Here is a 25,900-nt window from a genome sequence, read left to right as displayed (position 1 = left end):
TCTCACGCAGCAAACGAGCTACGCCCGCGTCAAAGTGGGGGGAAAGCCGGCGCGCACGAGGGGGTTCGGCTCATCTTTTAGTGGGCGCGTAACTCAGTTTTACAGCATTTCTAAAACCATCCGAAGTTACTGAAGTCATCCCTTAAGGCCCAATTGGCCCGCTCTCAAACTCCCTGTTTAGGAACTTGAGAATTACTGCGGTAATGTCGAATTTCAGGGCTGCTCATGCGACAAATGATCAGTCCCGTATGACGACACCCAATCAGCCCGACAGACCTTTGGCAGAGAACCCTTCAACCAACCTGAAGATCGAAGGAGTTCAGTTCCCGGATGGCAGCACGGCAATAGTGCGCAGCCAGGCGCTCCGCAATGTGATGTTGCTCATCCAGAGGGTGGCCCAGCACAACGCAAGCGTGTTGATCGTGGGAGAAACCGGGAGCGGTAAAGAGCTGATTGCGCGGGCAATTCATCACTATTCACGACGCAGCTTGCGCACTTTTGTAGACGTGAACTGCGCGGCATTGCCAGAACACCTGGTGGAAAGTGAACTGTTTGGTTATGAGAAGGGCGCTTTCAGCGGCGCTGAGGGCGCCAAGCCGGGCCTATTTGAGCTAGCCGATCAGGGCACATTATTTCTAGACGAAATCGGTGAACTTGATCCCAAGGTCCAAGTGAAACTCCTGAGAGTGCTGGATGGCATTCCCTATTACCGCCTGGGTGGCCAAAAGAAAATTGACATCGACGTTCGCGTTGTCGCGGCGACGAACCAGGACATGGAGATGGCCGTCAAAGCAGGAAGGTTCCGCCGCGATCTTTATTACCGTCTCAGCCAATTTCAATTGCGTGTACCGCCGCTGCGAGAACGTCCGGATGATGTGGCCGCAATCGCGGAATATGCGTTACGGCAGCATTCGCCGGAAGCGCGCTTTACGGCCGACGCCCTCGATGCCTTGCAAAGCTATTCCTGGCCCGGAAACGTGCGCGAATTGAAAAATGTGATTTTCAAGGCGGTGATGAATGCAAAGCATGGCGCGCCTGAAATCTCTGCTGCCGATCTCGCGCTTGAGAACCCAAATTCGAGTTCCCGGCGCGGAGTGGGCGCGGGTTCTCGGGCCAGCGACTTGGACGACGTGGAAAAGCGGGTCATCCTGGAAACTCTGACCCGCACTGGAGGACACCGCGGCAAGGCAGCAGAGCGTCTCGGCATTTCCCGCCGGACATTGAGTCGCAAGCTGAAGCAGTATAAGGAGCAGGCAGAATCCGATCCGCAGAATTCGCTCGGTCAACTGAGTTATGAACAGCAACGCTATTTCCGGGTGGTCTCGGAATTCCCGGTGGCGATTCGTTCTGCCGGCAAGGAGGTACATGCCATGAGCGTGAACCTCAGCAGCAGCGGCATCGCGGTCCGGTCGTCCGATCTGGCGCAGTTTCGGTCAAACGTAATCGTCACCTTCACTCTTCCTGGGATGTCGCGTCCCATCGAGAGCAAGGGTGAAATGGCATGGATTGACAGTGACGGCAAAGCCGGATTCCGCTTCCAGGACATGCCAGAGGAGAGCCAGCGCGAACTAGAAAGCTGGTTGCAACAGCAGATCTCAAGCGAAGGCTGGACAGGAGAGCCGGCACTCGCACAGCACCTCTAATCAACGCTCCGCCTGGTAGAGATACCTTCCTTTTTTGGCCGAGCTCAAAGATTCCACTACCTGTAAGAAGGCGCGTGCGGCGTGTGACAACACCGCCTGCTTTCGATATACAAGGCGCAACCTGCGCTCAAGCACCAGGTCCCGAACGCTGACGCGCTTCAACTCCCCGCGCGCCAGCTCGTCTTCAACGCAAAGCCCCGGAACCAAAGCAACACCATTGCCCATGGCGACGAATTTCTTAATGCTCTCAATGGTGGGCAGCTCCACGTCCATGTGCAGGGGAGTCTTGTGCCGGGCAAAAGCCTGCAGCACCTTGGCACGATAGGGTGAGGGCACATTGTGGGCGATGAAGACTTCCGCCCCCAGCTCGCGAATGCTGATTTCACCCGCCGAAGCCAGAGGATGCGAAGGAGGAACCACAAACGTCAGTTCATCGCGATACACGACCGTTGAGCGCAGCTCCGGATCTTCTGGGCGGAACGACAACACCCCCATTTCAGCGGCGTGCTCACTAACTTGTTGCGGAACACGGCTGGCGAGCGACCGCTGAACCGCCACCCGGATCATGGGGTGCACGCGACGAAACTCATGCAACATGCCCAACAGGTACAGAGAAGTGTATTCATTGGCCGAAATGGTCAGCTTGCCTTTCTGTAACTGGCGCAACTCCACCAACGAAAGCCGGGCCTCATTGCGCAGGTTCAATAGCTCCTGCGCGTACTCATGGAGTACCCGCCCGGCATCCGTCAGGGTGCCGTCGCGCGATGAGCGATCGAGCAGCAGTTCACCCAATTCCTGCTCCAGATTGCGTATCACCTGGCTCACAGCGGGCTGGGTACGGTGTAGCCTTTTGGCAGCGCGGGAGAAGCTCTTCTCCTCCGCAACCGCCAAAAAGGTTTCCAGCTGAAAAAGTTCCATTTACCCCTCATTACTACAACTTAGCGCAACCTGCGCCTGCCGCAATATAATAACTTGCGCTTATGATATGTCAAATAATTATAAGCTTGTGTTATCGTACCGCATACGTTGAAATAGTAGTTTCGGAGGGGAGGAGACCGCATGACCAGTTCCCGCGTGACCGTGTTCGACACCACTCTACGCGACGGCGAGCAAGCTCCTGGCTGCAGCATGAATGTGGATGAAAAGCTCAGCCTGGCCCGCCAACTGGACAAACTGGGTGTGGACGTCATTGAGGCGGGGTTCCCCATCGCCTCCGAGGGCGATTTCCAGGCGGTACGGACCATCGCTCATGAGGTTCGGCGTCCCAAGATCGCGGCACTGGCACGGGTGTCACACGGTGACATTAATCGTGCCTGGGATGCATTGCGGGAGGCGGAACATCCGCGCATCCACATATTCCTTGCCACTTCCGATATCCATCTGCAGTGCAAGCTGAAGATCACGCGTGACGACGCCCTGCGGCAAATCGGCAGCTCCATCGCCTTTGCGCGCACGCTGTGTGACGACGTCGAGTTCTCACCCGAGGATGCGACCCGCTCCGAGCTGGAGTATCTCTGCCGCGCGGTCCAGGCCGCGATTGATGCTGGCGCTACGACCATCAATATCCCGGACACGGTCGGCTACACTGTTCCCGAAGAATTCCGAAACATTATCGAGACCATTCGCGCGAAGGTACGAGGCATTGAGAATGCGACGATTTCCGTCCACTGCCACAACGACTTGGGCCTCGCTGTCGCCAATACACTGACGGCATTGGAAGCGGGCGCCCGCCAGGTAGAGTGCACCATCAATGGAATCGGCGAGCGGGCTGGAAATGCTGCATTAGAAGAGATTGTGATGGCAATGCGTGTACGCTCCGATCGCATGCCATACCAGACTGGCGTGCGCAGCGAGGAGATCCATTTCACCAGCCAGTTGCTCTCAACCATCATCTCGTTTCAGCCGCAGCCCAACAAAGCTGTGGTGGGGGCCAATGCTTTCGCTCACGAGGCTGGCATTCATCAGCACGGTGTGCTGAGCAACCCGTTGTGCTATGAGATCATGACACCGGAATCGGTGGGAGCCCCGGGCAATCGCATCGTTCTGGGCAAGCATTCAGGCCGTCATGCCCTGGCCCGGCGATATTCGGAACTGGGATATCCGCTGACCGGTCCTGAACTGGATACGCTATACGAGGCATTTACCGGCGTGGCCGATCGGAAAAAGCATATTTACGACCAGGATTTGATTGCCTTGCTACCGCGCGCCGGAAGAGCTCCTAAAGCCGCAGCCGCCACGACTGCAGCCGCGGCCTTTGCCGATTAAATCTGGCCGATTAAATCTGAAGGTTCGATCAACAACAGGTCCATGAAACTTAGAATTACAGTTCTCCCCGGCGATGGGATCGGTCCTGAAGTGACTTCCGAAGCGGTCCGCGTGCTTCGGCTGGTAGGCGACTTTTCCGGATACGATTTCGAATTCAACGAGAAACCGTTTGGGGGCGCAGCTTGCCGTCTCTCCGGAAAACCTCTACCCCCTGCGACCTTGGATAGCTGCCTGGAGAGCGACGCGGTGCTATTGGGCGCGGTGGGCGCACCTGAATTCGATACTTTCCCCCGCCACGAGCGCCCGGAAAGTGGGCTGCTCCAATTGCGCATGGCGCTCGGGGGATACGCCAATCTGCGTCCGGCAGTCGCTTACAAGGCAATTGCCGACTGTTCTCCGCTGCAAGCCTCGGTCGTGGAGGGTGCAAACCTTTTGGTGGTTCGCGAATTGTTGGGGGGGCTCTATTTCGGAGAGCCGCGTGCCTTCGATCAGGACCGGCAGACGGCTTTCAATACCATGCGCTATTCGAAAGAAGAAATTGAGCGCATTGCCCACATTGCCTTCCAGGAAGCCCGCCGTCGACGTCGCAAGCTCACGTCCGTAGACAAGGCCAATGTACTGGAAACTTCGCAACTCTGGCGTGAAGTCGTAAGCCGGGTGGCCCGGGAATATACCGACGTTAAGCTCGAACACATGTACGTGGACTCCTGCGCCATGCACTTGGTAACCGATCCCCGCCGCTTCGATGTAATCCTTACGGAAAACCTGTTTGGCGATATCTTGTCGGATGAGTCGGCAGTGATTACGGGATCGCTGGGCATGTTGGCTTCCGCCACCATCGGCGGGTCGGTGAATCTTTATGAGCCGGTACACGGTTCCGCGCCGGACATTGCCGGCCGGGGTGTTGCCAATCCCTTAGGGGCTATTCTTTCCGCAGCGATGCTCCTGCGCTACTCCGCGCATCTGCCGCAAGAGGCCTCTGACATCGAATCCGCGGTCCGTTCCGTCCTCGAGGCCGGTTATCGCACCGCCGATCTCACCCGCGGGCGTCCGCGGCTTGCAGTCACCACCGCAGAGATGGGGCAGCAAGTGGAGAAGGTCGTCGCCGACAGGCTTGACAATCGACACGCGTACCACGCAGTCTGAGCTGCAATCCAATGAGCAGTCCTCAAACTCTTTTTGAAAAAATCTGGGACCGCCATGTGGTGCGCGCTGCCGCTGGCGAGCCGGCGCTGCTCTACATAGACCTTCATCTGGTGCACGAAGTCACGTCGCCCCAGGCATTCGAAGGGCTGCGCCTTGCGGGTCGTCGCGTGCGGCGGCCTGAGCTTACCTTCGCGACGGTAGATCACAACCTTCCCACCATCGCCGCCGATCGGCAGGTGATCCGCGACCCGATCTCCGCACAACAGGTTTCAACCCTTCGGCAGAATTGCCAGGAGTTTGGAATCAGCTTGTTCGATGTTGATTCCCCCGACCAAGGCATTGTGCATGTGATCGGCCCCGAACTGGGCCTGACGCAACCCGGCCGTACCATAGTCTGCGGTGACAGCCATACCAGCACCCACGGAGCGTTCGGAGCCTTGGCTTTTGGCATTGGCACATCGGAAGTCGAGCACGTGCTGGCCACGCAGTGTTTGTGGCAGCAGAAGCCGCGGACCATGCAGGTGAAAGTTAATGGCACCCTGCCGTCGGGCGTCACGGCGAAGGACGTGGCTCTCGGCATCATCGGAACGATCGGTACGGATGGCGCAACCGGATACGTGGTCGAATACGCCGGCGACGCTGTCCGCAGTCTTTCGATGGAGGGTCGCATGACGCTCTGCAATATGAGCATCGAGGCGGGGGCGCGCGCCGGCATGATCGCCGCCGATGAAACCACGGTTCAGTACTTACGCGACCGCCGATTTGCCCCCAAAGGCAGTGACTGGGACCAGGCGGTTGCGGGGTGGAAGAATCTGCACAGCGATCCGGGCGCCAAGTTCGACCGTGTGGTCGAGCTCGATGCTGCGCAGCTCGCGCCCGCGGTGACGTGGGGTACAAACCCAGGAATGGTAGTGCCAGTTACCGAGCGCGTACCGGATCCGGCGCGGCTGAGTTCCGAGAGCGATCGGCGTTCTGCCCAGCGGGCGCTCGAATACATGGGATTGCAGGCGGGCACTGCAATGCAGGAGATCAATGTTGACCGTGTTTTCATCGGATCGTGTACTAACGCGAGATTAGAGGACCTCAGAGCTGCCGCGAAAGTGGTGAAAGGCTACAAAGTAAGTCCAAAAGTGCAGGCGCTGGTGGTGCCGGGTTCGCAGGCGGTGAAGCGTGCAGCGGAGAGCGAAAACCTGGATCAATTGTTCCGTTCGGCCGGTTTTGAGTGGCGCGAGTCTGGCTGCTCTATGTGTTTGGGCATGAATCCGGACATTCTGCAGCCCCTCCAACGGTGTGCCTCCACCAGCAATCGCAACTTTGAAGGGCGACAGGGGGCGCGTGGTCGTACCCACCTGGTCAGCCCGGAGATGGCTGCTGCTGCGGCCATCGCAGGGCACTTCGTCGATGTCCGGAAATGGGAGTATCGCGACTGATGCAGCCATTTCGCACGCACGCCGGCAAAGTGGCCCCCGTCGATCGGCCGAACGTAGATACCGACCAGATCATTCCCAAGCAGTTCCTGAAGCGCATTGAGCGTACCGGATATGGGCAGTTCCTGTTTTATGACTGGCGCTTTACAGCCGATGGGAAGCCGAATCCGGCCTTCGTCCTCAATGAACCGAAGTATGCAGGGGCCAGTATTCTAGTAGCCGGGAAGAATTTTGGTTGCGGCTCGTCGCGCGAGCATGCTCCCTGGGCGCTGCTGGACTATGGCTTCCGAAGCATCATCGCGCCATCATTCGCCGATATCTTTTTCAACAACTGCACTAAGAATGGAATTCTGCCCGTGGTGTTGCGCGAGCAGGAGGTAATAGAACTGATCGAACGCGCTCAACATCCGGGCTACCAGCTGACTGTGGATCTGGAGAAAAAGCGGGTCTGGGACAAAGCTGGTTTCGCGGCAAGCTTTTCCATAGACGATTTCAAGCGTAAATGCCTGTTGGAAGGGTTGGACGACATCGCGCTGACCCTGCAGCATGAAAGCCTGATTACTGCGCACGAAGATCGCTCTCGCGTTTAACGGCCATCCTGCCGAGGGACAACTCCATCTGTTCTAGTAAATGCTGACCTTACGCGCTCCTGACCCAATACCTGGAATTCCAGGGCTGCCTCCAGACCCGGATCCGAAGCCATTCCCCAGGCCGAGGCCCGATCCTGCTCCCTCGCCCTCCCCCCAGCCGGATGTCGTACCAGTACCTGACCCGGCTACTCCGGGAATGTAATCGGCTTTAGAAGAGATTCGCTTGCGGTTGAAAGGTACAGGTACTTAGGCCAGCTTAGCGCGTTGCTCGAGTGCAGCCGGTAATGCCGCGCGATCAACCAGCCACTGCACTTTTCCACTGCGAGGTCGTATCAGTTTTGCAGGAAATTGTTCGGGAGGAGAATCAGAAGCTAGGACTGATCCCAGCGCATTTGTCTTTTCTTTCCCACTGACGAGAAACATCACTTGCTTCGTTCGATTCAGTACCGGAACCGTCAGGCTTAGGCGGTAAGCATTGAATTTCGGCACCCAGTTTGCGACCACCAGCCGTGAATTCTCGTGCAGTGCGGCAGTGCCGGGAAAAAGTGAAGCAGTGTGACCATCGGGCCCCAAGCCCAGAAGAACGAGATCAAATATTGGAAAGTTCCCAGGCTTGAGTTGGAAGAACTGTTGCAACGCTCTTTCATATTGTTCGGCTACTGCTTTGGCGTCAGAATCCTCCGTCGGCATGCGAAAAATATGGTCGGGCGGGACCGGAGCGCGCGAAAACAGCGCCTCATTGACCATACGATAGTTACTTTCCGGGTGTTCAGGCGGGACGTGACGTTCGTCGCCAAAAAAGAAGTATATTTTGTCCCAGGGCAGATCTTTGGACTTGGCGAGCTGTGAGTAAAGTCCTTTCGGGGTGGATCCTCCAGCCAGGGCAACGGTGAATCTTCCTTTGGCTTCGATCGCGGCCTGAGCCGCACGCTTGAATTCTTCAGCCGCCACTCGGCTCAACGCTTCGGCATCATTCACAACTCTGATTTCGGGACTCGACATGGCCAGTTAAAGAAGATGTCAGCAGAAATAGATGCTAACCGCTCGTTAGTGTCGCAAAACATTCGGCTCATGAACAAGACGGATCGGAAAAATCTAATTTAAAAAAAGGTATCATCGAGAGCTGAAGTTCTCATATTTTCCACCGCGGGTGAAGAACTTTTGAACAAGGACTTCGAACAATTCCGGCGTGACGGCAGCCGTGCGGTTGATTGGATTGCCGAATATCTGGAGCACGCGGCAGAGCTTCCCGTCCTGTCGCAAGTGAAGCCGGGTGAAATCCTGGCATCTTTGCCACAGCATCCGCCGGCCACGGGTGAGCCGTTCGAGAGTGTTCTAGAGGATCTGGGAAATAAGATTCTGCCGGGAGTTACAAATTGGCAATCGCCGAATTTCTTTGCTTACTTTCCCGCCAACAGCTCGCCGGCCTCCGTGGTTGGAGAGCTCCTTTGCGCGGGACTGGGAGTGCAAGGAATGTTATGGGCTACCAGCCCGGCATGCACCGAACTTGAAATCCGCGTGCTCGATTGGTTGGTAGAAATGCTGGGATTGCCGGAACAGTTTGCTTCCACGCACAACGGAGGCGGCGTAATCCAAGACTCCGCCTCAAGCGCAAACCTGTGCGCGATGCTCGCTGGCAGGGAACGCGCCACTCAGTTTTCCTCGAATGAAGCCGGGTGCAACCAGCGGCTCACCGCCTACACATCCTCGCAGGCACATTCTTCTATGGAAAAAGCGGTAAAGATCGCCGGCATCGGGCGCAAGAACTTGCGGACCATCGAAGTGGACGAGAAGTTTGCCATGCGTCCGGCGGCTTTGGCACAGGCCATAGAAGAGGACAAGCGCGATGGCAAGGTGCCGTGTTTCGTGGGTGCGACCGTGGGAACAACTTCCACCCTGGCCTTCGACCCCTTGCCCGAGATCGCTGCCATTTGTCGCGAGCACAATATCTGGCTCCATGTGGACGCGGCAATGGCAGGAACGGCCGCGCTCTGCCCGGAATTTCGCTGGATTCACCGGGGCCTCGAACTGGTGGACAGCTACTGCTTCGACGCCCATAAATGGATGGTGACGAATTTCGATTGCACCTGCTTCTACGTTGCCGATCGCAAGGCCCTCACTGAGACACTCTCCATTACACCGGAGTACCTGCGCAATCCAGCCTCCGCCAGCGGCGCAGTCGTGGATTTTCGTGACTGGCATATTCCTCTGGGACGCCGCTTTCGCGCGCTGAAGCTCTGGTGCGTGATTCGCCATTATGGCGTGGAAGGCTTGCAGCAGATGATTCGTAAGCATGTTGACCTAACCCGCATTTTTGCCGATTGGTTGAAGGCAGACAGCCGTTTTGAACTGATGGCGCCGGTGGCGCTGAATCTCATCTGCTTTCGATTAAAGGGCGAGGACGAGGTGAACGAGCGATTGCTGAAGAACCTGAATACCAGCGGAAAGGTTTACCTTTCACACACTAAGCTCAATCAAAAATACACGTTACGCTTTTGTATTGGCCAGACCTATACGGAAAAAGAGCACGTTGAGAGCGCGTGGAGAGCCATCCAGTCCCACGCCGGTGCACTGAGTTCCTCAGCGGCGGTGGCAGAGCAGGCTTGACCGTGAGCTAGTTCGTGTTCGAAAGCCTGAGCACTGAAGAAAGCTCGAGGTTCAGGACTTTGCTTCCGGGGGACGCGTGAATTCCACCGGATTGGGTGTGCCGCCAAAGCGAGTATGTTGCGTACCGCCAGCGACGTCGGCATCTCGACCAAACGTCCCTGTTGCCTGGTCTGACTCCGGCATGCGTACCACAGGCGGCCGGCTATCCGCCTGATGCTCAAGCGAGGATTTGAAATCGCGCAGCACCTTTTCGATGCAGTCTTCCAGTCGTTGAGAAATCGAGGCCACGAAAGGGGTCAGAAGGCTGACTTTCGGAGCATAGTTCATGGTGATGTGCACCATCGTGTTGGTGCCAATGGGAGAAAAAGTTATCCGGCCGCTGTGTTTGGGTCCGCTGATAGACTTCCAGCCGATTGCCTGGTTGATGATGAACTGCTCGATCTTGGCGTCCCATTCGTAGGTACGGCCCTCCAGATTCACCCGCCACCGTGAGTGATCACCGTCGCGCCGCACTTGCTCGATCACGTCCGAAAGCTGGGGGAGCCTTTCCAGGTCGTGCCAGGCCCGGAACACGTCCTCTAGCGGGCTCGCGATCTCAATACTCTTCTCCAGATGGACCACCCTGCGGTGTCCCGCCCGCCCGACAAAGTTAAGCGCCAGGAGGATGCCCAGCGTTCCACCCGCGCCCGCCGCCGCTCCTGTAGCAAAGCCAGCCCAGAACCTTCTTCTCCTCGACATAATGCTTTCCTCCTGTCAGCCGGCGCGACAAATTTGCTCGGAAACACGCCGTCGCGATTAAAAGGCGTTGTGAAGAGTTGGAGCGCGAACCTGAGAGGATGGTTGCCATCAGGACGTGTGCCCTACTGTGACAGAACATGCAACAGTCTCGCCTGTGAGTGCCATCCTGTTAATCAGGCTTCGACGCAGGACGAGAATATGGCCAACGTCCACATCGGCACCTCTGGATGGCATTACAAACACTGGCGCGGGCCTTTCTATCCCGAGAAGCTGCCGCCATCAGAGATGCTCTCCTGGTATGTTCGCTATTTTGACACCGTGGAGATCAACAATAGTTTTTACAAGCTACCCAACCAGAGTACGTTCGCAAACTGGCGCGACTCTACCCCAAAACATTTTCTGTTCGCGGTGAAAGCCAGCCGATTTCTAACCCACAACAAAAAACTCAAAGACCCGGAAAATGCCCTGCACAATTTCTTGCCGCGCGCCCAGGTCTTAGGCAGGAAGCTTGGGCCCATCCTTTTCCAACTACCGCCGAGCTGGCGCCTGAACCTAGAACGGCTAAGAGAATTTCTCGACGTGCTGCCTGGGCAGCACCGATACGCATTCGAGTTCCGCGAGCCCAGCTGGAACGATCCTCAGGTGTACGACACACTGCGGCGCCATAATGCCGCGCTGTGCATTTTTGAGCTGGGTGGATACCACTCCCCAATCGAGGTGACCGCCGACTTTACTTACGTGCGGCTTCACGGGCCGGGGAACAAATACCAGGGCAGCTACCCACATCAGATCTTACGAAATTGGGCCGACCGCATTGCTGGATGGCAATCTCTTCGGGACGTGTATGTCTATTTCGACAATGATCAGGCTGGCTACGCCGTCCAGAACGCGCTGGAACTGAAGCGGATGGTCACAGGATCCAGACTGGACACCGGGAAAGTCATTTCCGGCGCAGCGTCGGTGGAGAAGAACAAAGTTGCGTAACCAGCCACACTGTTCCCTCAAGCTTCCCCTGAGTCTTTATCGGGCATGGGCACCTTTGGCCAGGCTGGAAATGGCAATCGCCTCCAGATGTTTTTGAGGGCACAAACGGCGGGTGACAACCGTCCGCCCTTGCAATACCAGAGTAAACGCGGAAGCGCAGTCGCTGCACAGCCAAAAGTATTCAATTCCGCGACCCAGACGATGTACTTCGGTCGGAGTGTGTCCCACGGTTTTCAAATCGAGTTTGAACACCGTTCCTTCATGTAGATACCGGAATATTCTGGTGCAACTGGGATTCGAACATTTACTTAGCATTCGACCTCCCTGATAAGAGGTGGCTCGATCGCCTTGGCGTAATCACAGCAGGCTAAACGCCTACTATTTATTGTGCGGGAGATGCCATCTTAACTTTGGCCGCCCTGTGGACGGCAATCGAGTGAGTGGAACGAAGTTGTTTTCCTTTGCGAATTCTTCTTTCGGGAAATTGCACAGAATGGGAATCTGAATGGGCCCGCTAGGGCTGGCACTCACTTCCCCTCCCGCTCCGTTTCGCTCTCAGCGGCTGGAAGTTTCAGGTAAGCTGAAGTAAGGTTGTAGCCGTTGGATCCCAGTCGTCCGCGATGAACTCGAGCACCACACTCAAAGAGAGAGTTGACACAGCGATTGCGCCGGCAGAGGCCGTAAGGTCGAGGCGGGCATTGCTGTTGCCGATGTGTCTGCTTTTTATCTACATGGCGCAGTGCACCGTGTTCATCTACACCCAATCTCTTACTTTTGACGAGCCCATCCACATCTTTACCGGCTGGGAAATGTGGCGGAATGGGCGCTTCCAGTACTGGAATGATCACCCTCCCTTGAGCCGCCTGCTCTGTACATTGCCGATCTTGAGCCAGAAGTGGCAAATGGATGTTGCCGGCCGTTTTCCTTTTTTCGAGGCCAAGCGCTTTTACCCCGATCCGGAGACGATGGCGCATCGGGGAAGAGCTGTGAACGTTGTGCTCGGGCTGATTCTGGCACTTCTGCTATGGACCACCGCCCGGCGATTGTTCTCCGAGCCTGCGGCCAATCTCGCATTAGCGCTATTGGCCTTTTCCCCAGCCCTGATTACCCACTTCTCGTTAATAACAACCGATGGTGCCGGTGTTCTCTTCATCTTTGCCACTGCCATTCAGTTAGTACGCTGGGCACAAAATCCGACCCGAGGGCAGACCGCGTTACTCGGCCTGGTAATGGGCTTTCTGCTGCTGGCAAAGTTTTATACGCCACCCATGTTCCTGCTTGCGTTGGCCTGGATCTTGATTTTGCAGCCCACGGGAGCTGTAGCTGATCCCCGGGAATGGAATTGGCGATCGGCTGTTGCAGTGTGCGGCATCGCTTTCCTGTTGCTTTGGGCCGGGTACTTCTTCCACGTCTCACATTTGACCATGCGGCAAGGCCAAATGATTGCGACCTTCCCTAATCGGGAGCCGATCATCAAGAAAATGCGCACTCCTGTGAGTTTCAGCATTCCGGTGCCGGCCGGAGAATACTTCGAAGGACTGCGCTCAGTAGCTTTTCACAACCATCGTGGGCACCAGTCCTTCTTTCTTGGGACTGCCTCCAAGGTGGGTGGTTGGAAGTCTTATTATCCCGCGGTCATTGTTCTTAAATGGCCCACAATGGTGTTGGTCTTATTTGCCACGTTGCTGCTGCTGACATTGCGAGGCCGCGTCAACCTCCCGCGGGAACAGTTAATAATGGCCAGTTTCCCGGCTGTGTTTCTGGTCTTCGCAGTCTTTTCCAAAATTGATATTGGCGATCGCCACGTGCTGCCGCTGTATCCGTTTGTTTTGCTGTTTTTGGCCGGCTGGTGGCAACTGATGCGCCGGTCCCGTGTGGTGATGGTCGTACTTCTCGCCGCCATAACGCTGAATGCCGTAGATGCCCTGCGATATGCTCCCGACTATCTCGCCTACTTCACGCCTTTGGTTTCAGCAAAGGAAAGCTATAAATTTCTCAGCGACAGCAATTTAGACTGGGGCCAGGGCTTGCTCGCATTGCGAAAATACGAAAACCAGCATCCCCACGAGCAGATCTACCTGGCTTACTTTGGCAGCGTAGATCCTGCCGCTTATGGACTACGCTCCCGTCCGCTGCTGGAAAATCAACGGGTTGCCGGCGCGACGGTCATTGTGAGCGCTACCAGTTTGACGGGGCAAATGCTGGAGAACTTCAGCAGCTATCGTTGGGTGCTGCAATATCGGCAGAAGGCGCTTCTAGATAATAGTTTGCATGTTTTTGAAATTCCACCCGCGCCAATCCCACCCAAAACCGCGAACTTCGCCGCAGGCACCGGCCACTGTTGTGTCACTTCTGCTTCTGTGGGATCTCGAACGGCGAAGGCTCGGCTTCGCTAGGAGAAGCGTCGCGCTCTGAGGCGATGTCCAGACGTTGCAATAGTCCTTTTTTCGCGGAAGGAACTGGTTCTTGACTGCGACTGAGCTCGTCTTCGAGTTCAGTAGTGCGCACGAGGGCAGCGGCAAAATCTTCGAAGCACTGGGAAATTTCGGTGTTGCCATGCTGGGTGGCTGGAATTCCGCGGTCAACTGCGGAGCCAATCACGCGAAACTGGTTCGGAATTTTCCAGAACACCTCACACTTCGTGGTTGCCCTGAGGTCTTCGTCGTTCCAGCCGGAACCCTTGCGATATCGATTGATCAGCAGGCGAAAGGAGGAATTCGAAACATGTTTGCTCAGAAATTCCTGAATCCTGCTGGCACTCCATAGGGAGACAACATCCATTTGGGCTATTAACAAGACGAGCTTGGAAGTGTCGCAGATTACGGGAGAAGTCTGGTCCACACGGCTCGAACAATCCACGACCACGTATCGGTAACGCGGGATTAGCAACTCAAAAATTCTTTCCAGGTGGGCAGCGCTATACTCCGCAGGGCCATTGCCTGCCGCCAGCACCCGCAGTCCTGTGGCAGAGTCCGTCATGCAGCCCTCGAGCAGAGTGGCGTCGAGCCTTCGAAGGTTACGGGTCGCATCAGGAAGGGCAAATCGCGGCTTCAGATTCATATGAAGAGCGCAGTGCCCCATTCCTGCAAGGTCAACCAAGGCAACGCTGCCGAAACGCTTTTGTAACGTGATGGCGGTGTTAACCGCGAGGGTAGTGGTTCCGACTCCCCCTTTGGCCCCCAAAAAAGTGTAGACCCGGCCGCCTCCCATGGCCTGCGCCATTGCGCGAGTCGAAGAACTTAGCCTGGTTAGCGCTTCCACTAGGTCTGCTGGGCTGAGGTCTCGATCCAGGAACTCACATGCGCCAGCTCGCATGACGCTAATGATTGTTCGCGGCTGAGTCAGCACTCCGCAAGCAATGATGGCCAGCGTCGGCTCGGCTCCATGCAATACCTCGACCGCGCGGATACCGGCCTGGGGCGCCTCTGGCGGGATTTCCACGATGGCAATTTGCGCGCTAACTTCCCTAAGTTGCAGCAGGATAGGGTCTCCAGAGCTAGCCGGAAGCGATGAGTGCAGAAGCACCAATTGGGCGGAGACGGAGCTTTCGACGCGCCTCTGCAAGGCCGCGAGACGCTCCCGTCCCTGGGAAAATATGGTGACTTTCCACGCCGTCATGGGCCTTCCTAGAGTTGTAAGTCATGCTACGGGCCGCTCTAACCACCTACCAAATCACCAAAGTAACTTCGGGCGCGGGAGCAGACCAAGCGATTCGGCCCCTGACTGGCGTCGCCGCCAATCTCAAAAATGGCGCTCCCTAACACGCCAGCTTCCGAAAAATCGTATACTCGCGGTTAATCGGTTGTGATAGCTTGCCCAGCTTGGGGCAGGGAGTTCAAAAGGAGGGTGGCGTGCTCACACCTGGACAACAACTGCGGACCATACGGGAGCAGCTCGGTTTGACCATGCGAGAGGTGGAGATTGCCAGCGCACGCATTGCTGCCAACCATGGGAACGATGATTTTTCTATCCCTTTGAGTCGGCTGTCCGATATCGAAACCAAAGGAATTGTTCCAAGTATCTACAGGCTTTATTCGCTAGCAGTCACTTACCGGTGCGATCTTAGGGATATTCTGTCTTGGTACGGCATTGACGTGAACGATGCCGCCTCTGACCTGAACGTAATCGAGCCCCGCAAGTCACATCGGGCTGATGTTCTTCAAGGCGCCACCGCAGTGCGAGTGCCTCTGCGCATGGACCCTTCTTTCGACGCCAGGCGGACAGCCAACCTGGGCCGGATGGTCGAACAATGGGGAGTGGTGCCCATGGTCTATCTGGCGCAATTTGCCAACCGCCACTACACATACGGATACATTGGCACTGACGACTTCACTATGTATCCCCTGTTATTGCCCGGATCGTTTGTGCAGGTAGACGAATCCCGCAACAAGGTGGCCAGCGGAATGTGGCGCTCGGAATACGAACGCCCGATTTATTTTGTTGAAACCCGAACCGGACACGTCTGCTGCTGGTGCACCCTCAAGGGCGATCAGTTGGTGTTGCAGCCGCATCCTCTCTCACCCCAGGCGGTGCGGATGCTACGCCACCCCCAAGATGCCGAAGTGATTGGGCAAGTTGTGGGGGTTGCCATGCGTTTGGTTGACTGGCAAGTTTCCGAGTCTGTGCCAGAGCCGAAAGTGCGTGCAGCACTGAACTGAAGTGTAGCGCTGGAGCTGGGGGCACACCTGGAGGCACAAGCGCGGGGCCCCTCCGAAACAGCATCTCCAAGGAAGTTGCCGCTTCTGACTCTCGTCCGGATGCGCACTTAAAAGCGTCTTCCAGAAGAGCGTTGATTGGCGTCCGCAGTATTTCCGAAAACACCTGGCGATGGGCTTCGACTGCAGCCTGTTGTGCTGGCTCTTCACCATACACGCGTGCCAATCCCCAGTGCAGGTAACCCCCGCAGCCCTCCCGCAGCCCCGCCACGTAATCCAGCTTACCTAAGGCCCCTGGAATAGCCGCCAGGGTGTTTTGCACAAAATCGTCCAAAGGTGACGTCAAAGTCATTTTTGTTCCAAGTTCCGAAACTCGAACGTTTACCCGAAGGTACTGTCAGCAGACCCTAATACGTAGCACATTATCACGGTGCGACCGCACAGAAAAGGAGCTGCACCGTGAAAAAAGCTATTCATCTGTTATTCGCCGTATTGTTGCTTGGTTCCTGCCTTTCTACCGCTTCACTGGCGGACACAGCACCCACACCAACGTGTGATCCGCATACTCGCCTTTGCCACTGATTCGGTCTGTGCTATGTCAAGGTTCAATATGGGAAATCGGTTGTGGGCCACTTCGCGAAGGCGTATTCTTTCCCGACAGTGGCCCATGGCTCTCTCTGATTTCATTTCGAAGGTCATCTGGATTACGGGTGACCTCGGCGTGCTGGCCGCCCTTTTGATCGTGATTTGGCGCCGAATATACCGGGAATTTCCATTGTTTTCTTCCTACTTGGTTTGTGAACTCCTTCAGAGTGTTCTTGCCTTGCTGTTGTATGCAACGGTAAAGGATGCGCATTACGCGCGTTATTTCTGGACTTATTGGGCGGGGCAAGGTGTTCAGGCAATACTTTCTTTCGCGGTGATTTATGAAATTTTTTCTTCCGTCTTCCGTTCGTATGAAGGACTTCGCGAGCTTGGAGCCATACTTTTTCGCTGGGTCGCAGTGACCCTGTTGTTGATCTCGGTGGTGGTTGCGGCCTCTTCCACCGGCCCAAGCTATAGCCGCATTGTTTCGGCTATGTTGCTTCTGGACCGCAGCGTAAGCGTGGTCCAGTGTGGGTTGCTGTTTTTTCTCTTCCTGTTTTCTTCCTACCTGGGGTTGACTTGGCGCCATCAGGCCTTCGGAATCTTATTAGGTTTCGGGATGATTGCCAGCGCAGAGTTGGCAGCGGTGGCCATACGGTTGCAAATAGGTTCGGAAGCTACCCTGATTTTGGACTTTGCCCGACGCGGTACTTATATCATCGCTCTCGCAACGTGGATCGGTTACTTAATACGCACCGAGCGTAACTATGCGGTGGTCCCGAGATTGCCCCAAAATGATCTTGCGAAGTGGAACAGCGCTTTACTGCACTTACTCCAGCGATGATTCTCACACTAATTCTCGTCTTTGCGGCTCTCGCGACCATTCTCGTGTTGGTGCGGGCGGCGCGTGGACAATCGGTTGCCATTACCCGGTTAGAGGACTTGCAGGGCCGAACTACAGCCATTGATATGGCTGCCTTTCGCAACCTGGTTGATCCACACGAGGAGAAGTTTTTGCGAGACAATTTACCGCCCCAGGAATTCTCTTCCATTCAGCGCCAACGGACGAGGGCGGCCATCGGCTACGTTCGTTGTGCCGCCCAGAATGCGGCCATCTTGCTGCGCCTGGGAGAGGCGGCGCGGCATCATCCCGATCCGCAATTAGTAGAAACAGCGCAGCAAATGGCGGAGGACGCTATCCGCCTGCGCCTGTATGCATTCATGGTGCTCCTGCAACTTTACTTCGGCCTGCTCCTGCCCGGATTGCACGTTTCGCCCTCGGTCGTCCTCGACCGCTACCAACGTTTGACCGAGGCCCTGGCCTACTTTACTCGGTTGCAGCATCCGGGATTGGCCACGCGTATCTCCTCTACCCTCTAATTCCTTGGGATTGCCGTGCGCAGCGCGGACACGTCCGCCCACCTCTGAATGGGTAGTCGACGGCGCGAGAAGAAGAGTGAGACTCGTGAGTTGCTCTGCCTGGTTCCTGACGCTCGCTCGCCTCAGGTACATATTCATATCTCTGAATAAGCGCCGCCACTTCGCGAACTTTCCGCCGATGGCGGGCGGGAAACACGCGCTGCTTTGCGTTGACCCCCTTCATGCAAGTCCCTTCGGAGGCCAAAACCATCTTGACCTCTATCGCAGAGCCTTCTGCCAGCCTAACCCTCTTCGCGCCGAAGCCAGGAGAATTAGACACAGTTTGAGATAATCAACGCAGACACGGCCGCATCAAAAAGCAATCATGTCAAAGTCCACACTCCGGTCCGGCACCTCTGGTTCCCGAGATTCCGCTCCGCCTGCAGGGAGCCGATCCGTGTCCCGCATCGCGGTAACACTGCGCGCCCTTCGCTATCGCAATTTTCAGCTTTTTGTTGCCGGCCAACTGATCTCGTTGACCGGAACCTGGATGCAGAATGTGGCCCAGTCTTGGCTGGTGTATCGCCTGACCGGTTCTTCGCTACTCCTAGGATCCGTGGGATTTGCCTCCCAAATCCCCGTATTTTTGCTGGCGCCTATTGGCGGAGCCGTGGCGGACCGCTACAACCGCAAACGCGTCGTGATTGCGACCCAAGCCGCCTCCATGGCGCTGGCGTTGATTCTTGCCGGCCTGACCCTCACCGGCAGAGTGCAAGTTTGGCACATCTTTGTGTTGGCCGCCTTTTTGGGTGTCGTGAATGCCTTCGACATTCCTGCCCGCCAGGCGTTCTTAGTTGAAATGGTCGGCAGGGAAGACCTCATCAATGCTATTGCTCTGAACTCGTCCATGTTCAACGGCGCTCGCATCGTAGGCCCGGCGATTGCCGGAGTGCTGGTGGCGAGCGTGGGCGAGGGATGGTGTTTTTTCATCAACGGCGTCAGCTACATAGCGGTGATCACTGGATTGCTGATGATGAACGTGAAATTCAGCCGTCCAGTCCATATCGCTTCGCCGCTGGAACAGATAAAAGAGGGTTTCCGGTATGTGCGCAACACTGCGCCCATTCGCGATCTGCTCCTGCTCCTGGGGCTGGTGAGCCTGGTGGGTATGCCTTATGCCGTGCTCATGCCCATATTTGCCGACCGAATTCTCCATGGCGGTGCTCGCGGATTGGGCATTCTGATGGGCGCGAGCGGCATAGGCGCGCTCACCGGGGCTTTGGCCTTGGCGTCCCGCACGGGGGTTTCCGGGCTGGGCCGCTGGATAGTGGTCTCAACTGCCGGGTTCGGAATCAGTCTCATCTTGTTTGCATGGTCGCGTGTGTTTTGGCTTTCCGTCGTCCTGTTGGTTCCGGTCGGGATGTGCATGATGGTTGAAATGGCTTCTTCGAACACGCTCATTCAAAGCATGGTGCCCGACCGACTTCGCGGCCGCGTGATGGCCGTTTATTCCATGATGTTTATGGGCATGGCGCCGTTTGGTGCACTCTTCGCCGGAGCCCTTGCAGATCGCGTAGGCGCCCCCGTGACCCTGACCATCGGGGCGGTAGCTTGCCTCGTGGGTGCAACCATCTTCGCTGTAAGGCTGCCGTCCCTGCGGGTGCAGGCACGAGAGCTGATAGTCGCCCAGACCGTTGCTGGAGGCGATCCGCCGCAGGAGATGACCGCCAGCGGGGTCTCGTAGCGCTTTTGTTTCGAATTTGGCCGTATAATATTGGCCATGAAACGCTGCATGTTGTTTGGTATTTCAACCTTGCTTGCTGTTACAAGCTTCTCGCTCTCCAGCTCAGCAAAAACCATGGTCCATTTAAAGGACGCCAAGGGAAAGAGTGTGGGGACAGCTCTTATTTGGGAGAGCAAACCGGGCGTGGGCATGCAGCTCGATTTGGCGAACCTGCCTCCCGGCGAGCACGCGCTGCACTTTCATCAAAATGCCAAATGCGATGGGCCGGACTTTAAATCCGCCGGGCCGCACTTTAATCCCGACGGCAAAAAGCACGGATTGGAGAACCCTGAAGGCCATCATGCCGGGGACATGCAGAATTTCACGGTGGGAGCAGATGGCAAGGCGAAATTCAAGACTGAGAACAAAGATGCGAACCTGGGCAGTGACAGTCACTCACTGTTCAGCAATGGCGGAACCGCGCTGGTCATCCATGCGAAAGCCGACGACATGAAAACTGATCCTGCGGGCAATGCCGGGGACCGCATCGCTTGTGGCGTCATTAAGAACAAGAAGTAATTGCCACTCCTACAGACCCTTATTTCGACGAAACTCGCGCACGACTTCTTTTACATCGCGGTGCTTGCCATCAACTGAGTAGTTGAGCTGCTGCATCTCCGCTTCGGAGATTCTTCCGGCTAGTCCTTCCAAGGCTCCGCGAAGTTCAGGGTGCCGTTGCAACACTTCCCCTCGAACCACAGGCACAGCTTCATATGGCGGAAAGTAGTGTTTGTCATCGTCAAGAACAAACAAATCTAGAGTGGGAATGAGGCCATCGGTTGTGTTACCGGCGGCCAGGTCAATTTGTTTCTCTTTCACCGCGCGTGCGAGCAGGCCGAGGTCCATGATGCGCGGCGAGTCTGCAAACCGTAATCCATAGGTGGCCACTAACCCGCGGTAGCCGTCCGGACGTTCCATAAACTCATAACCGAAGCCAGCGCGCCAGCCCGGCGTATATTGGGCCGCCTCAGAAATATTTTTTAAATGCAAACGGCGCGCATCCTCACCGCGAATCTCAATCGCGAAAGTATCGTTGAAACCTAATGATGGCAAAAGCACGAGCCCGAAGCGGCGCTGGTATTCCCGTTTCACCTGATCGAACACTGCGCGGGGTTCTTTCAATGGTTGCTGCTTCAGAATGGCGGTGAGCGCGGTGCCGGTGTATTCCGGATAAAGGTCAATGCGGCCGCTGAGAATTGCTTGCTGGCAAATATATGTGCCGGCCAAATAGAAACGGCGTTCCACCGGAAGCTGAGTCTTGGCTTCGATCTGCTGCGCCATCAATTCGCCCAGAACGAGCTGCTCGGTAAAATTTTTCGAGCCTACCACCACCCGGTTTGCGCGCGAAGGTCCGCAGCCCGGCAAGAACACGCCTAATGATGCGACCAACAGGACGGCAATGATCTTTGGTCGCGGATTTGAAGCAAAGATCATGCGTAGCGCTGCAGCCGTTTTTCAAGCAAGCCCAGGCCAAAATCGGCCAGCAGCGCCAGCATTGCCGCGGGAATCGCGCCAGCCAGGATCACCGTGTTGTTTACCATCGCCAAGCCTCGGAAAATGTATTCTCCTAGTCCTCCCGCGCCGATTGCAGCCGCGATCGTAGCGAGTCCAACCGACATCACGGTCGCGACCCGAATGCCAGCGATGATTACCCCTAGGGCGAGCGGCAACTCCACCTGAAATAGTAATTGGCGGTCGGTCATCCCCATGCCACGCCCGGCCTCCACCACGGCACGGTCCACGCCCGTGATGCCGACATAAGTATTGCGAATGAGCGGCAGCAGCGCATAGAGCGTGAGAGCCAGAATTACGAGGCGATCAGCGCGCTCGCCAATCCATGGCGCCGGCAGCAAGAACCCGAACAGCGCCAGGCTGGGAACAGTCTGTATCACGTTGGCGAAGCCTAACACCGGCTTATTGAATACGGGGCGTCGCGTGAGCAGGATTCCAAGCGGCACGCCCACCGCCACCGCGATCAATGTGGAGATGCCAACCAGCCACAGGTGTTCCAAGGTCAGATCAAGTACTTCCATCCGGTTCTGCAACAGAAATTGCCACAGATTCATATGTACCTCACAACGCGTCATCCTGAGCAAAGGTCTGGGTTTGGAATGCAGCAACATAAGCCGCTGCCAGCGGATCTTTCGAGCGAAGAAATTCGTGCGGAGAGTAGGTAGCGACCAGGCGTCCAGCTTCCAGCAAGGCGATGCGAGTACCCAGTAGAAGGGCCTCGCGCAAGTCGTGGGTGACAAAAATAATCGTTTTTTTAAGCCGCCGCTGGAGCTCGAGGAATTCGCGCTGTAACTCCGCACGGGTGATGGCGTCGAGAGCGCCGAAGGGCTCATCCATCAGAAGAATTCGAGGATCGGCTGCTAGCGCTCGCGCTACTCCCACGCGTTGCCGCTGGCCGCCGGAAAGTTCGCGAGGATAACGGGAACCGAGAGAGGAATCCAGACCCACCAACTGCAGGAGTTGATGAATTCGGGAACGAACCTTTTCTTCCGGCCAACCCTCGATACTGGGCACCAGGCTTATATTTCGCTCAACCGTAAAATGTGGAAACAGCCCTACCTCCTGGATTACGTAGCCGATGTTGCGGCGGAGTTTAATGGGGTCCCAATGCGCCGCGGGTCGTCCTTCAACCAACAACGTGCCCTCACCAGGTTCTAGAAGCCGGTTTATAAGTTTGAGTGTAGTGGTCTTGCCAGAACCGCTCCGGCCTAGCAAGATCAAAGTCTCACCCCGCCTGACGGACAGGTTCAAGTTGTGCAGCAATGGAGTCCGGCCAATTCGATAAGATATGTTCTGAAACTCTATGACAGGTTCTTGCGGTTCACCGTTATGGTGTGGGTCGGCCGCCATTTATGACGAAGCGTCAGAGAGACCGCTATGGGATTGTCTCAGCGGCCAACTACTTGCGCAAGGCAGGAACCCACTACACTGGCCGGCTCATCTAAACCTTGAATGTTCTTTCGCACGACTTCCCACAGAGCCTTACGTATTCTAACGTCGCTGTTTGCCTTGACGACGGTCCTTCTGGCGGGATCGTTGGGCGCGGGGTGGTGGTACACGATGCGGCTCTTGAAGGCCAGCACGCCTGCGCCGCCACCGCTGGAGGCGCTGGTTGTGCCCGCCGCGCCAGCCTCGCCTTTGCAGATCCATTACCAGCTCGAGGTCCCCGGTCGCGGCGAAATTTTCCCCGCGCTTGCAGGCGGCGCTGCCGCTGACTATTGGCCAGTCGCGGTCCTGGCAATAACGAATGGCGGCGACCATCCCCTGGTTCAAACCATCTATGCCGAGATCCCCGGTTGGAGCACGCGCGCGGAACAAACTCTTGTAGTTGCGGCACGCACAACCGAGCGTCTCACCATCAGCCCCGAGCTCCTGCCGCGCGCCTATGACAATCAGGAGATTCGTCGCGCCAATCTCGAGGTGGGAGTGCGCGATCCTGCCGGCGGCTCTGGTTATTCGCAGCGCCGGCCGGTGTATCTCCACTCGGCTTCCGATCTCTTTTGGGGCAAGCGTTTCAGCAACGCGCAGTTCATCGCCCGCTGGGTCACACCGCATGATGCCGCAGTCCTTCGGTTGGTGTCCGAGGCCAGACGGTACGCGCTTAATGGTCGCCTGCCTGGCTACAACCAGCCACAAGGGCGCGGCAATGGGCTTTCTCGCCAAGTCCGTAGACAGACGCGCGATGTGTTTGAAGCGCTCAAGCACACCGGGATCAGCTACGTCAGCAGCATATTTGCATTTGGAAGCTTCACGGGAGAGGCGCAACGCATCCGCCTTCCCGAAGAGACGCTCACGCTCAGCACTGCAAACTGCATTGATGTTTCTGTGGCCTTTGCGTCGGCGATCGAAAATCTCGGCATGAATCCGGTGATTGTCATTGTGCCCGGGCACGCATTTGCCGGCGTTCGCCTGGGACCGGATTCCCAAGATAAGCTGTACCTGGACTTGACGGTGCTGCCCAGAGGCACCTTCGAGCAAGCCGTTGCACGCGCCGATGCGTGGCTAAAAAAAACCCCGACCGATCAGGTACTCATGATTGACATCGCCGCCGCGCGCGCCCTTCGCATTTATCCTATTCCGCAGCCAGAAAAGGCTGCCAACGTGGCCGAGCGAATGCCTGTGAATCCACCGCTCTCAAGAAGGCCGTAGAGAGGTCGATGAGAGCGACTGCGCCTTATTCCGGGAGTCCGGTCACGCGGATTCCCGCACCGTGTGATTTGTAGCGGATGTTGATTCCGATCAGCAGCGCCGTGATTTGCTCCAGCACGCGCGCATTCTCCAGCTTGCCGCCATTAATCGCGCGAACGCCGGGAAGTTTCTTCGCTAGTTCGGTCGCTGCCTGGCGGGCTCGGTCATCATCAGAGCAAACAATCACATCCGAATCCAGGCTGTGGTCGCTGTTCAGCAGGTCCGCCGAGAGGTTTTGGAAAGCGGCAGCCACGGCCACTCCATCGGGCACAAGTTCCGCCGCCTGCTGCGCCGCTGAGCCCTGCCACAGTCCGATAGTGCGAGTGGGACGGCCACCCACGCTGGCCGCAAGCGGAACCGTGGTATCAATCACCAAAGCCCCGGCACGAATATGTGGTTTCAGTTCTTTGAGCAATGCGGCATGGCCTTCAAAAGGGACAGTGAGCACCAGTAAATCAGTGGCAGCACAGGCGGCGGCATTTTCCATCCCTTGCACCTTCGCAGCGGACGCAACTTTCGACGCGATCTTAGCCGCGGCCTCCTGAGCGCGCTTCGCGTCACGGGAGCCGATGATTAAAGGGACGCCGGCGCGCGCCCAGCGGAGCGCAAGCCCGGTTCCCAACGGACCGGTTCCACCCAGGATCGCGACTGTGCTGCTCACGCGCGAACCACCGGCTGTTCGAGTTGAGCAGCTTCGGCTGGCTTCTTGGTGGCAATTTTCGTGTAAGTGGTGTTGCGCTCGGCGGGAATTCGCCCCAGTTCAAGGATGAGCTGTTGAAACTCTTCCGGGCTGGTGTACTGGCCGGCGGTTGCGCCGGCCTCGCGCGAGATGTTCTCTTCCATCAGCGTGCCGCCGTAATCGTTGGCTCCCGCTTGCAGGCAAAGTTGCGATAGCTTTCGGTTCAGCTTGACCCAGGAAACCTGCACATTGTTTATGCCTCCTGTGCTTGTCGGGCCGGCCAGCAAGACGCGGGCGAGGGCGTGAATTTTAAGGTGTTCGGTCAAAGTCGGCCCCGGACGGGCGATACCTTGTTGAAAAAGTAGCGTGTTGGGATGCACAAAGCCGAGCGGTACGAATTCGGTAAAACCACCCGTCTCCCGCTGGATTTCGCGCAATAGCAGCAACTGATTTACCCAGTGAACTGGCGTCTCCATATGTCCATACATCAGGGTTGAGGTGCTGCGAATGCCGCAGCGGTGAGCGGTGCGGATTACCTCCTGCCACTGCGCGGTGGAGAGTTTATTCCGCGAAAGCACCATCCGCACATCGTCGTCGAGTATTTCCGCCGCGGTACCTGGCAGGGTGTCCAGCCCCTCATTACGCAGCATGGATAGGTAGTCTGGTAATGGCATGCCGGTAAGCTCAACTCCATACACGATTTCCATGGGCGAAAACGCGTGGATGTGCATCCGGGGTACCGCTTTCTTCACCGACCGCAAAATGTCACGGTAATAGAATGGCGGCAGACCATGGGGCAACCCGCCCTGGATGCACACTTCAGTAGCGCCGCGCTCCCATGCCTCAACCGCCTTTTGTCCCATTTGTTCGAGCGTGATGAAATAGGCGTCGCCTTCGCGTGGACCGCGGCTGAACGCGCAAAATTTGCAGCCGATAAAGCAAACATTTGTGAAGTTGATATTGCGATTGACGACGTAGGTTATGACGTCCCCAACTAACTCCCGCCGTAGTTCGTCAGCCGCAGCGACCAGGCCAAGCAGGTCATCATTTTCCGTGTTGGCGAGCAGACATGACTGCTCCCGGGAGAGCGCGCTACCATCCTGGGACGCGAGCACCTGTTCCAAAGCATCGCGAACCGGGAGCGTGAGCTTCGGCGCAATGGCCGACCACTCCTGCGCGGTCAAATCCAGGTCGTCAATGGTGAAGGTTGGCGCTGCCATTTCTTTCCCACAAATTCTT

24 protein-coding genes are annotated in these 25,900 nt (G+C 56.7%); 14 read left to right on the top strand and 10 right to left on the bottom strand.

Annotated elements, in window-relative coordinates; genetic code table 11:
• The first annotated feature begins 248 nt into the window (after positions 1–248).
• Complete coding sequence (locus VFA76_14785; GenBank protein ID HZR33109.1) at positions 249–1,643, top strand: sigma 54-interacting transcriptional regulator; 1,395 nt, start codon at positions 249–251, stop codon at positions 1,641–1,643.
• On the opposite strand, the gene VFA76_14780 is transcribed toward VFA76_14785, so the two are convergent.
• On the bottom strand, positions 1,644–2,561 hold the full coding sequence (locus tag VFA76_14780) for a LysR family transcriptional regulator (protein HZR33108.1): 918 nt from the start codon (positions 2,559–2,561) through the stop codon (positions 1,644–1,646).
• A 141-nt stretch (positions 2,562–2,702) separates the two neighbouring features.
• On the opposite strand from VFA76_14780, the gene VFA76_14775 reads away from it, so the two are divergent.
• The 4 genes from VFA76_14775 to leuD are packed head-to-tail and all read left to right on the top strand — an operon-like array spanning position 2,703 to position 7,071.
• Positions 2,703–3,908 carry a 2-isopropylmalate synthase gene (locus VFA76_14775; protein ID HZR33107.1) on the top strand — a complete coding sequence of 402 codons (1,206 nt, stop codon included), beginning with the start codon at positions 2,703–2,705 and terminating at the stop codon, positions 3,906–3,908.
• Between the two features lie 42 nt (positions 3,909–3,950).
• Positions 3,951–5,054: a 3-isopropylmalate dehydrogenase gene (gene leuB / locus VFA76_14770; protein HZR33106.1), complete on the top strand. Its 1,104-nt coding sequence runs from the start codon at positions 3,951–3,953 to the stop codon at positions 5,052–5,054.
• Positions 5,055–5,065: 11 nt separating this feature from the next.
• Positions 5,066–6,484, top strand: coding sequence for a 3-isopropylmalate dehydratase large subunit (gene leuC / locus VFA76_14765; protein ID HZR33105.1), 1,419 nt, complete (start codon positions 5,066–5,068; stop codon positions 6,482–6,484).
• On the top strand, positions 6,466–7,071 hold the full coding sequence (leuD, locus tag VFA76_14760) for a 3-isopropylmalate dehydratase small subunit (protein HZR33104.1): 606 nt from the start codon (positions 6,466–6,468) through the stop codon (positions 7,069–7,071). Before leuC ends, leuD begins: the two co-directional genes overlap by 19 nt.
• A 246-nt stretch (positions 7,072–7,317) precedes the next feature.
• On the opposite strand, the gene pgl is transcribed toward leuD, so the two are convergent.
• Positions 7,318–8,073 (bottom strand): 6-phosphogluconolactonase, encoded by a 756-nt coding sequence (gene pgl, locus VFA76_14755; protein HZR33103.1) that lies wholly within the window; start codon positions 8,071–8,073, stop codon positions 7,318–7,320.
• Between the two features lie 159 nt (positions 8,074–8,232).
• On the opposite strand from pgl, the gene VFA76_14750 reads away from it, so the two are divergent.
• Entirely contained in the window at positions 8,233–9,678 is a 1,446-nt protein-coding gene (locus VFA76_14750; protein HZR33102.1) for a pyridoxal-dependent decarboxylase, read from the top strand.
• A gap of 51 nt (positions 9,679–9,729) precedes the next feature.
• On the opposite strand, the gene VFA76_14745 is transcribed toward VFA76_14750, so the two are convergent.
• Complete coding sequence (locus VFA76_14745; GenBank protein ID HZR33101.1) at positions 9,730–10,416, bottom strand: SRPBCC family protein; 687 nt, start codon at positions 10,414–10,416, stop codon at positions 9,730–9,732.
• Between the two features lie 198 nt (positions 10,417–10,614).
• Between VFA76_14745 and VFA76_14740 the strand changes: the two genes are divergently transcribed.
• Positions 10,615–11,400 (top strand): DUF72 domain-containing protein, encoded by a 786-nt coding sequence (locus VFA76_14740; protein HZR33100.1) that lies wholly within the window; start codon positions 10,615–10,617, stop codon positions 11,398–11,400.
• A gap of 36 nt (positions 11,401–11,436) precedes the next feature.
• On the opposite strand, the gene VFA76_14735 is transcribed toward VFA76_14740, so the two are convergent.
• On the bottom strand, positions 11,437–11,715 hold the full coding sequence (locus VFA76_14735; GenBank protein ID HZR33099.1) for a hypothetical protein: 279 nt from the start codon (positions 11,713–11,715) through the stop codon (positions 11,437–11,439).
• A gap of 305 nt (positions 11,716–12,020) precedes the next feature.
• Here VFA76_14735 and VFA76_14730 point away from each other — a divergent pair, with 305 nt between their 5' ends.
• Positions 12,021–13,796, top strand: a complete 1,776-nt coding sequence (locus VFA76_14730; protein ID HZR33098.1) for a glycosyltransferase family 39 protein — start codon at positions 12,021–12,023, stop codon at positions 13,794–13,796.
• Here the strand turns inward: VFA76_14730 and VFA76_14725 are convergent.
• Positions 13,747–15,018, bottom strand: coding sequence for a hypothetical protein (locus VFA76_14725; protein HZR33097.1), 1,272 nt, complete (start codon positions 15,016–15,018; stop codon positions 13,747–13,749). The genes VFA76_14730 and VFA76_14725 overlap by 50 nt on opposite strands.
• A 233-nt stretch (positions 15,019–15,251) precedes the next feature.
• Between VFA76_14725 and VFA76_14720 the strand changes: the two genes are divergently transcribed.
• From VFA76_14720 to VFA76_14700, 5 genes are all read left to right on the top strand, one after another.
• The gene (locus VFA76_14720; GenBank protein ID HZR33096.1) at positions 15,252–16,058 is read left to right on the top strand and encodes a helix-turn-helix transcriptional regulator; all 807 of its coding nucleotides are present in this window, start codon (positions 15,252–15,254) and stop codon (positions 16,056–16,058) included.
• A gap of 664 nt (positions 16,059–16,722) precedes the next feature.
• On the top strand, positions 16,723–17,484 hold the full coding sequence (locus VFA76_14715; protein ID HZR33095.1) for a hypothetical protein: 762 nt from the start codon (positions 16,723–16,725) through the stop codon (positions 17,482–17,484).
• Positions 17,481–18,020 carry a hypothetical protein gene (locus tag VFA76_14710; protein HZR33094.1) on the top strand — a complete coding sequence of 180 codons (540 nt, stop codon included), beginning with the start codon at positions 17,481–17,483 and terminating at the stop codon, positions 18,018–18,020. The genes VFA76_14715 and VFA76_14710 overlap by 4 nt, the downstream gene beginning before the upstream one ends.
• Before the next feature lie 436 nt (positions 18,021–18,456).
• Positions 18,457–19,743, top strand: coding sequence for an MFS transporter (locus tag VFA76_14705; GenBank protein ID HZR33093.1), 1,287 nt, complete (start codon positions 18,457–18,459; stop codon positions 19,741–19,743).
• 114 nt (positions 19,744–19,857) lie between these two features.
• On the top strand, positions 19,858–20,301 hold the full coding sequence (locus tag VFA76_14700; protein HZR33092.1) for a superoxide dismutase family protein: 444 nt from the start codon (positions 19,858–19,860) through the stop codon (positions 20,299–20,301).
• Positions 20,302–20,310: 9 nt separating this feature from the next.
• Here the strand turns inward: VFA76_14700 and VFA76_14695 are convergent, their stop codons facing one another.
• From VFA76_14695 to VFA76_14685, 3 genes are read right to left on the bottom strand one after another with little or no spacing between them, the layout of a single operon-like run.
• Positions 20,311–21,216 carry a glycine betaine ABC transporter substrate-binding protein gene (locus VFA76_14695; GenBank protein HZR33091.1) on the bottom strand — a complete coding sequence of 302 codons (906 nt, stop codon included), beginning with the start codon at positions 21,214–21,216 and terminating at the stop codon, positions 20,311–20,313.
• Positions 21,213–21,848: an ABC transporter permease gene (locus tag VFA76_14690; GenBank protein ID HZR33090.1), complete on the bottom strand. Its 636-nt coding sequence runs from the start codon at positions 21,846–21,848 to the stop codon at positions 21,213–21,215. The genes VFA76_14695 and VFA76_14690 overlap by 4 nt, the downstream gene beginning before the upstream one ends.
• A gap of 7 nt (positions 21,849–21,855) precedes the next feature.
• Positions 21,856–22,644: an ATP-binding cassette domain-containing protein gene (locus VFA76_14685; GenBank protein ID HZR33089.1), complete on the bottom strand. Its 789-nt coding sequence runs from the start codon at positions 22,642–22,644 to the stop codon at positions 21,856–21,858.
• Between the two features lie 159 nt (positions 22,645–22,803).
• On the opposite strand from VFA76_14685, the gene VFA76_14680 reads away from it, so the two are divergent.
• Positions 22,804–23,943 carry a hypothetical protein gene (locus VFA76_14680; protein HZR33088.1) on the top strand — a complete coding sequence of 380 codons (1,140 nt, stop codon included), beginning with the start codon at positions 22,804–22,806 and terminating at the stop codon, positions 23,941–23,943.
• A gap of 25 nt (positions 23,944–23,968) precedes the next feature.
• Here VFA76_14680 and npdG read toward each other — a convergent pair whose 3' ends face one another.
• The gene (gene npdG, locus VFA76_14675) at positions 23,969–24,643 is read right to left on the bottom strand and encodes an NADPH-dependent F420 reductase (GenBank protein ID HZR33087.1); all 675 of its coding nucleotides are present in this window, start codon (positions 24,641–24,643) and stop codon (positions 23,969–23,971) included.
• Positions 24,640–25,881, bottom strand: coding sequence for a 5-amino-6-(D-ribitylamino)uracil--L-tyrosine 4-hydroxyphenyl transferase CofH (cofH, locus tag VFA76_14670; protein ID HZR33086.1), 1,242 nt, complete (start codon positions 25,879–25,881; stop codon positions 24,640–24,642). The genes npdG and cofH overlap by 4 nt, the downstream gene beginning before the upstream one ends.
• Positions 25,882–25,900 lie beyond the last annotated feature (19 nt).

It is taken from the genome of Terriglobales bacterium (assembly GCA_035651655.1).
Classification (GTDB): Bacteria; Acidobacteriota; Terriglobia; order Terriglobales; family Acidobacteriaceae; genus DASRFG01.
Note: the sequence above shows the minus strand (reverse complement) of the source record. Positions and strands in the feature narration are given on the sequence as shown.

Excerpts from the sequence above, each read along its gene's own strand:
- VFA76_14785 (HZR33109.1), top strand. The coding sequence starts at position 249 with ATGACGACACCCAATCAGCCCGACAGACCTTTGGCAGAGAACCCTTCA.
- pgl (HZR33103.1), bottom strand. The coding sequence starts at position 8,073 with ATGTCGAGTCCCGAAATCAGAGTTGTGAATGATGCCGAAGCGTTGAGC.
- VFA76_14730 (HZR33098.1), top strand. The coding sequence starts at position 12,021 with ATGAACTCGAGCACCACACTCAAAGAGAGAGTTGACACAGCGATTGCG.
- VFA76_14700 (HZR33092.1), top strand. The coding sequence starts at position 19,858 with ATGGTCCATTTAAAGGACGCCAAGGGAAAGAGTGTGGGGACAGCTCTT.
- VFA76_14740 (HZR33100.1), top strand. The coding sequence starts at position 10,615 with ATGGCCAACGTCCACATCGGCACCTCTGGATGGCATTACAAACACTGG.
- VFA76_14780 (HZR33108.1), bottom strand. The coding sequence starts at position 2,561 with ATGGAACTTTTTCAGCTGGAAACCTTTTTGGCGGTTGCGGAGGAGAAG.
- VFA76_14695 (HZR33091.1), bottom strand. The coding sequence starts at position 21,216 with ATGATCTTTGCTTCAAATCCGCGACCAAAGATCATTGCCGTCCTGTTG.
- VFA76_14715 (HZR33095.1), top strand. The coding sequence starts at position 16,723 with ATGGCTCTCTCTGATTTCATTTCGAAGGTCATCTGGATTACGGGTGAC.
- VFA76_14690 (HZR33090.1), bottom strand. The coding sequence starts at position 21,848 with ATGAATCTGTGGCAATTTCTGTTGCAGAACCGGATGGAAGTACTTGAT.
- VFA76_14745 (HZR33101.1), bottom strand. The coding sequence starts at position 10,416 with ATGTCGAGGAGAAGAAGGTTCTGGGCTGGCTTTGCTACAGGAGCGGCG.
- VFA76_14735 (HZR33099.1), bottom strand. The coding sequence starts at position 11,715 with ATGCTAAGTAAATGTTCGAATCCCAGTTGCACCAGAATATTCCGGTAT.
- cofH (HZR33086.1), bottom strand. The coding sequence starts at position 25,881 with ATGGCAGCGCCAACCTTCACCATTGACGACCTGGATTTGACCGCGCAG.
- VFA76_14710 (HZR33094.1), top strand. The coding sequence starts at position 17,481 with ATGATTCTCACACTAATTCTCGTCTTTGCGGCTCTCGCGACCATTCTC.
- leuD (HZR33104.1), top strand. The coding sequence starts at position 6,466 with ATGGGAGTATCGCGACTGATGCAGCCATTTCGCACGCACGCCGGCAAA.
- VFA76_14725 (HZR33097.1), bottom strand. The coding sequence starts at position 15,018 with ATGACGGCGTGGAAAGTCACCATATTTTCCCAGGGACGGGAGCGTCTC.
- VFA76_14775 (HZR33107.1), top strand. The coding sequence starts at position 2,703 with ATGACCAGTTCCCGCGTGACCGTGTTCGACACCACTCTACGCGACGGC.
- VFA76_14685 (HZR33089.1), bottom strand. The coding sequence starts at position 22,644 with ATGGCGGCCGACCCACACCATAACGGTGAACCGCAAGAACCTGTCATA.
- leuB (HZR33106.1), top strand. The coding sequence starts at position 3,951 with ATGAAACTTAGAATTACAGTTCTCCCCGGCGATGGGATCGGTCCTGAA.
- leuC (HZR33105.1), top strand. The coding sequence starts at position 5,066 with ATGAGCAGTCCTCAAACTCTTTTTGAAAAAATCTGGGACCGCCATGTG.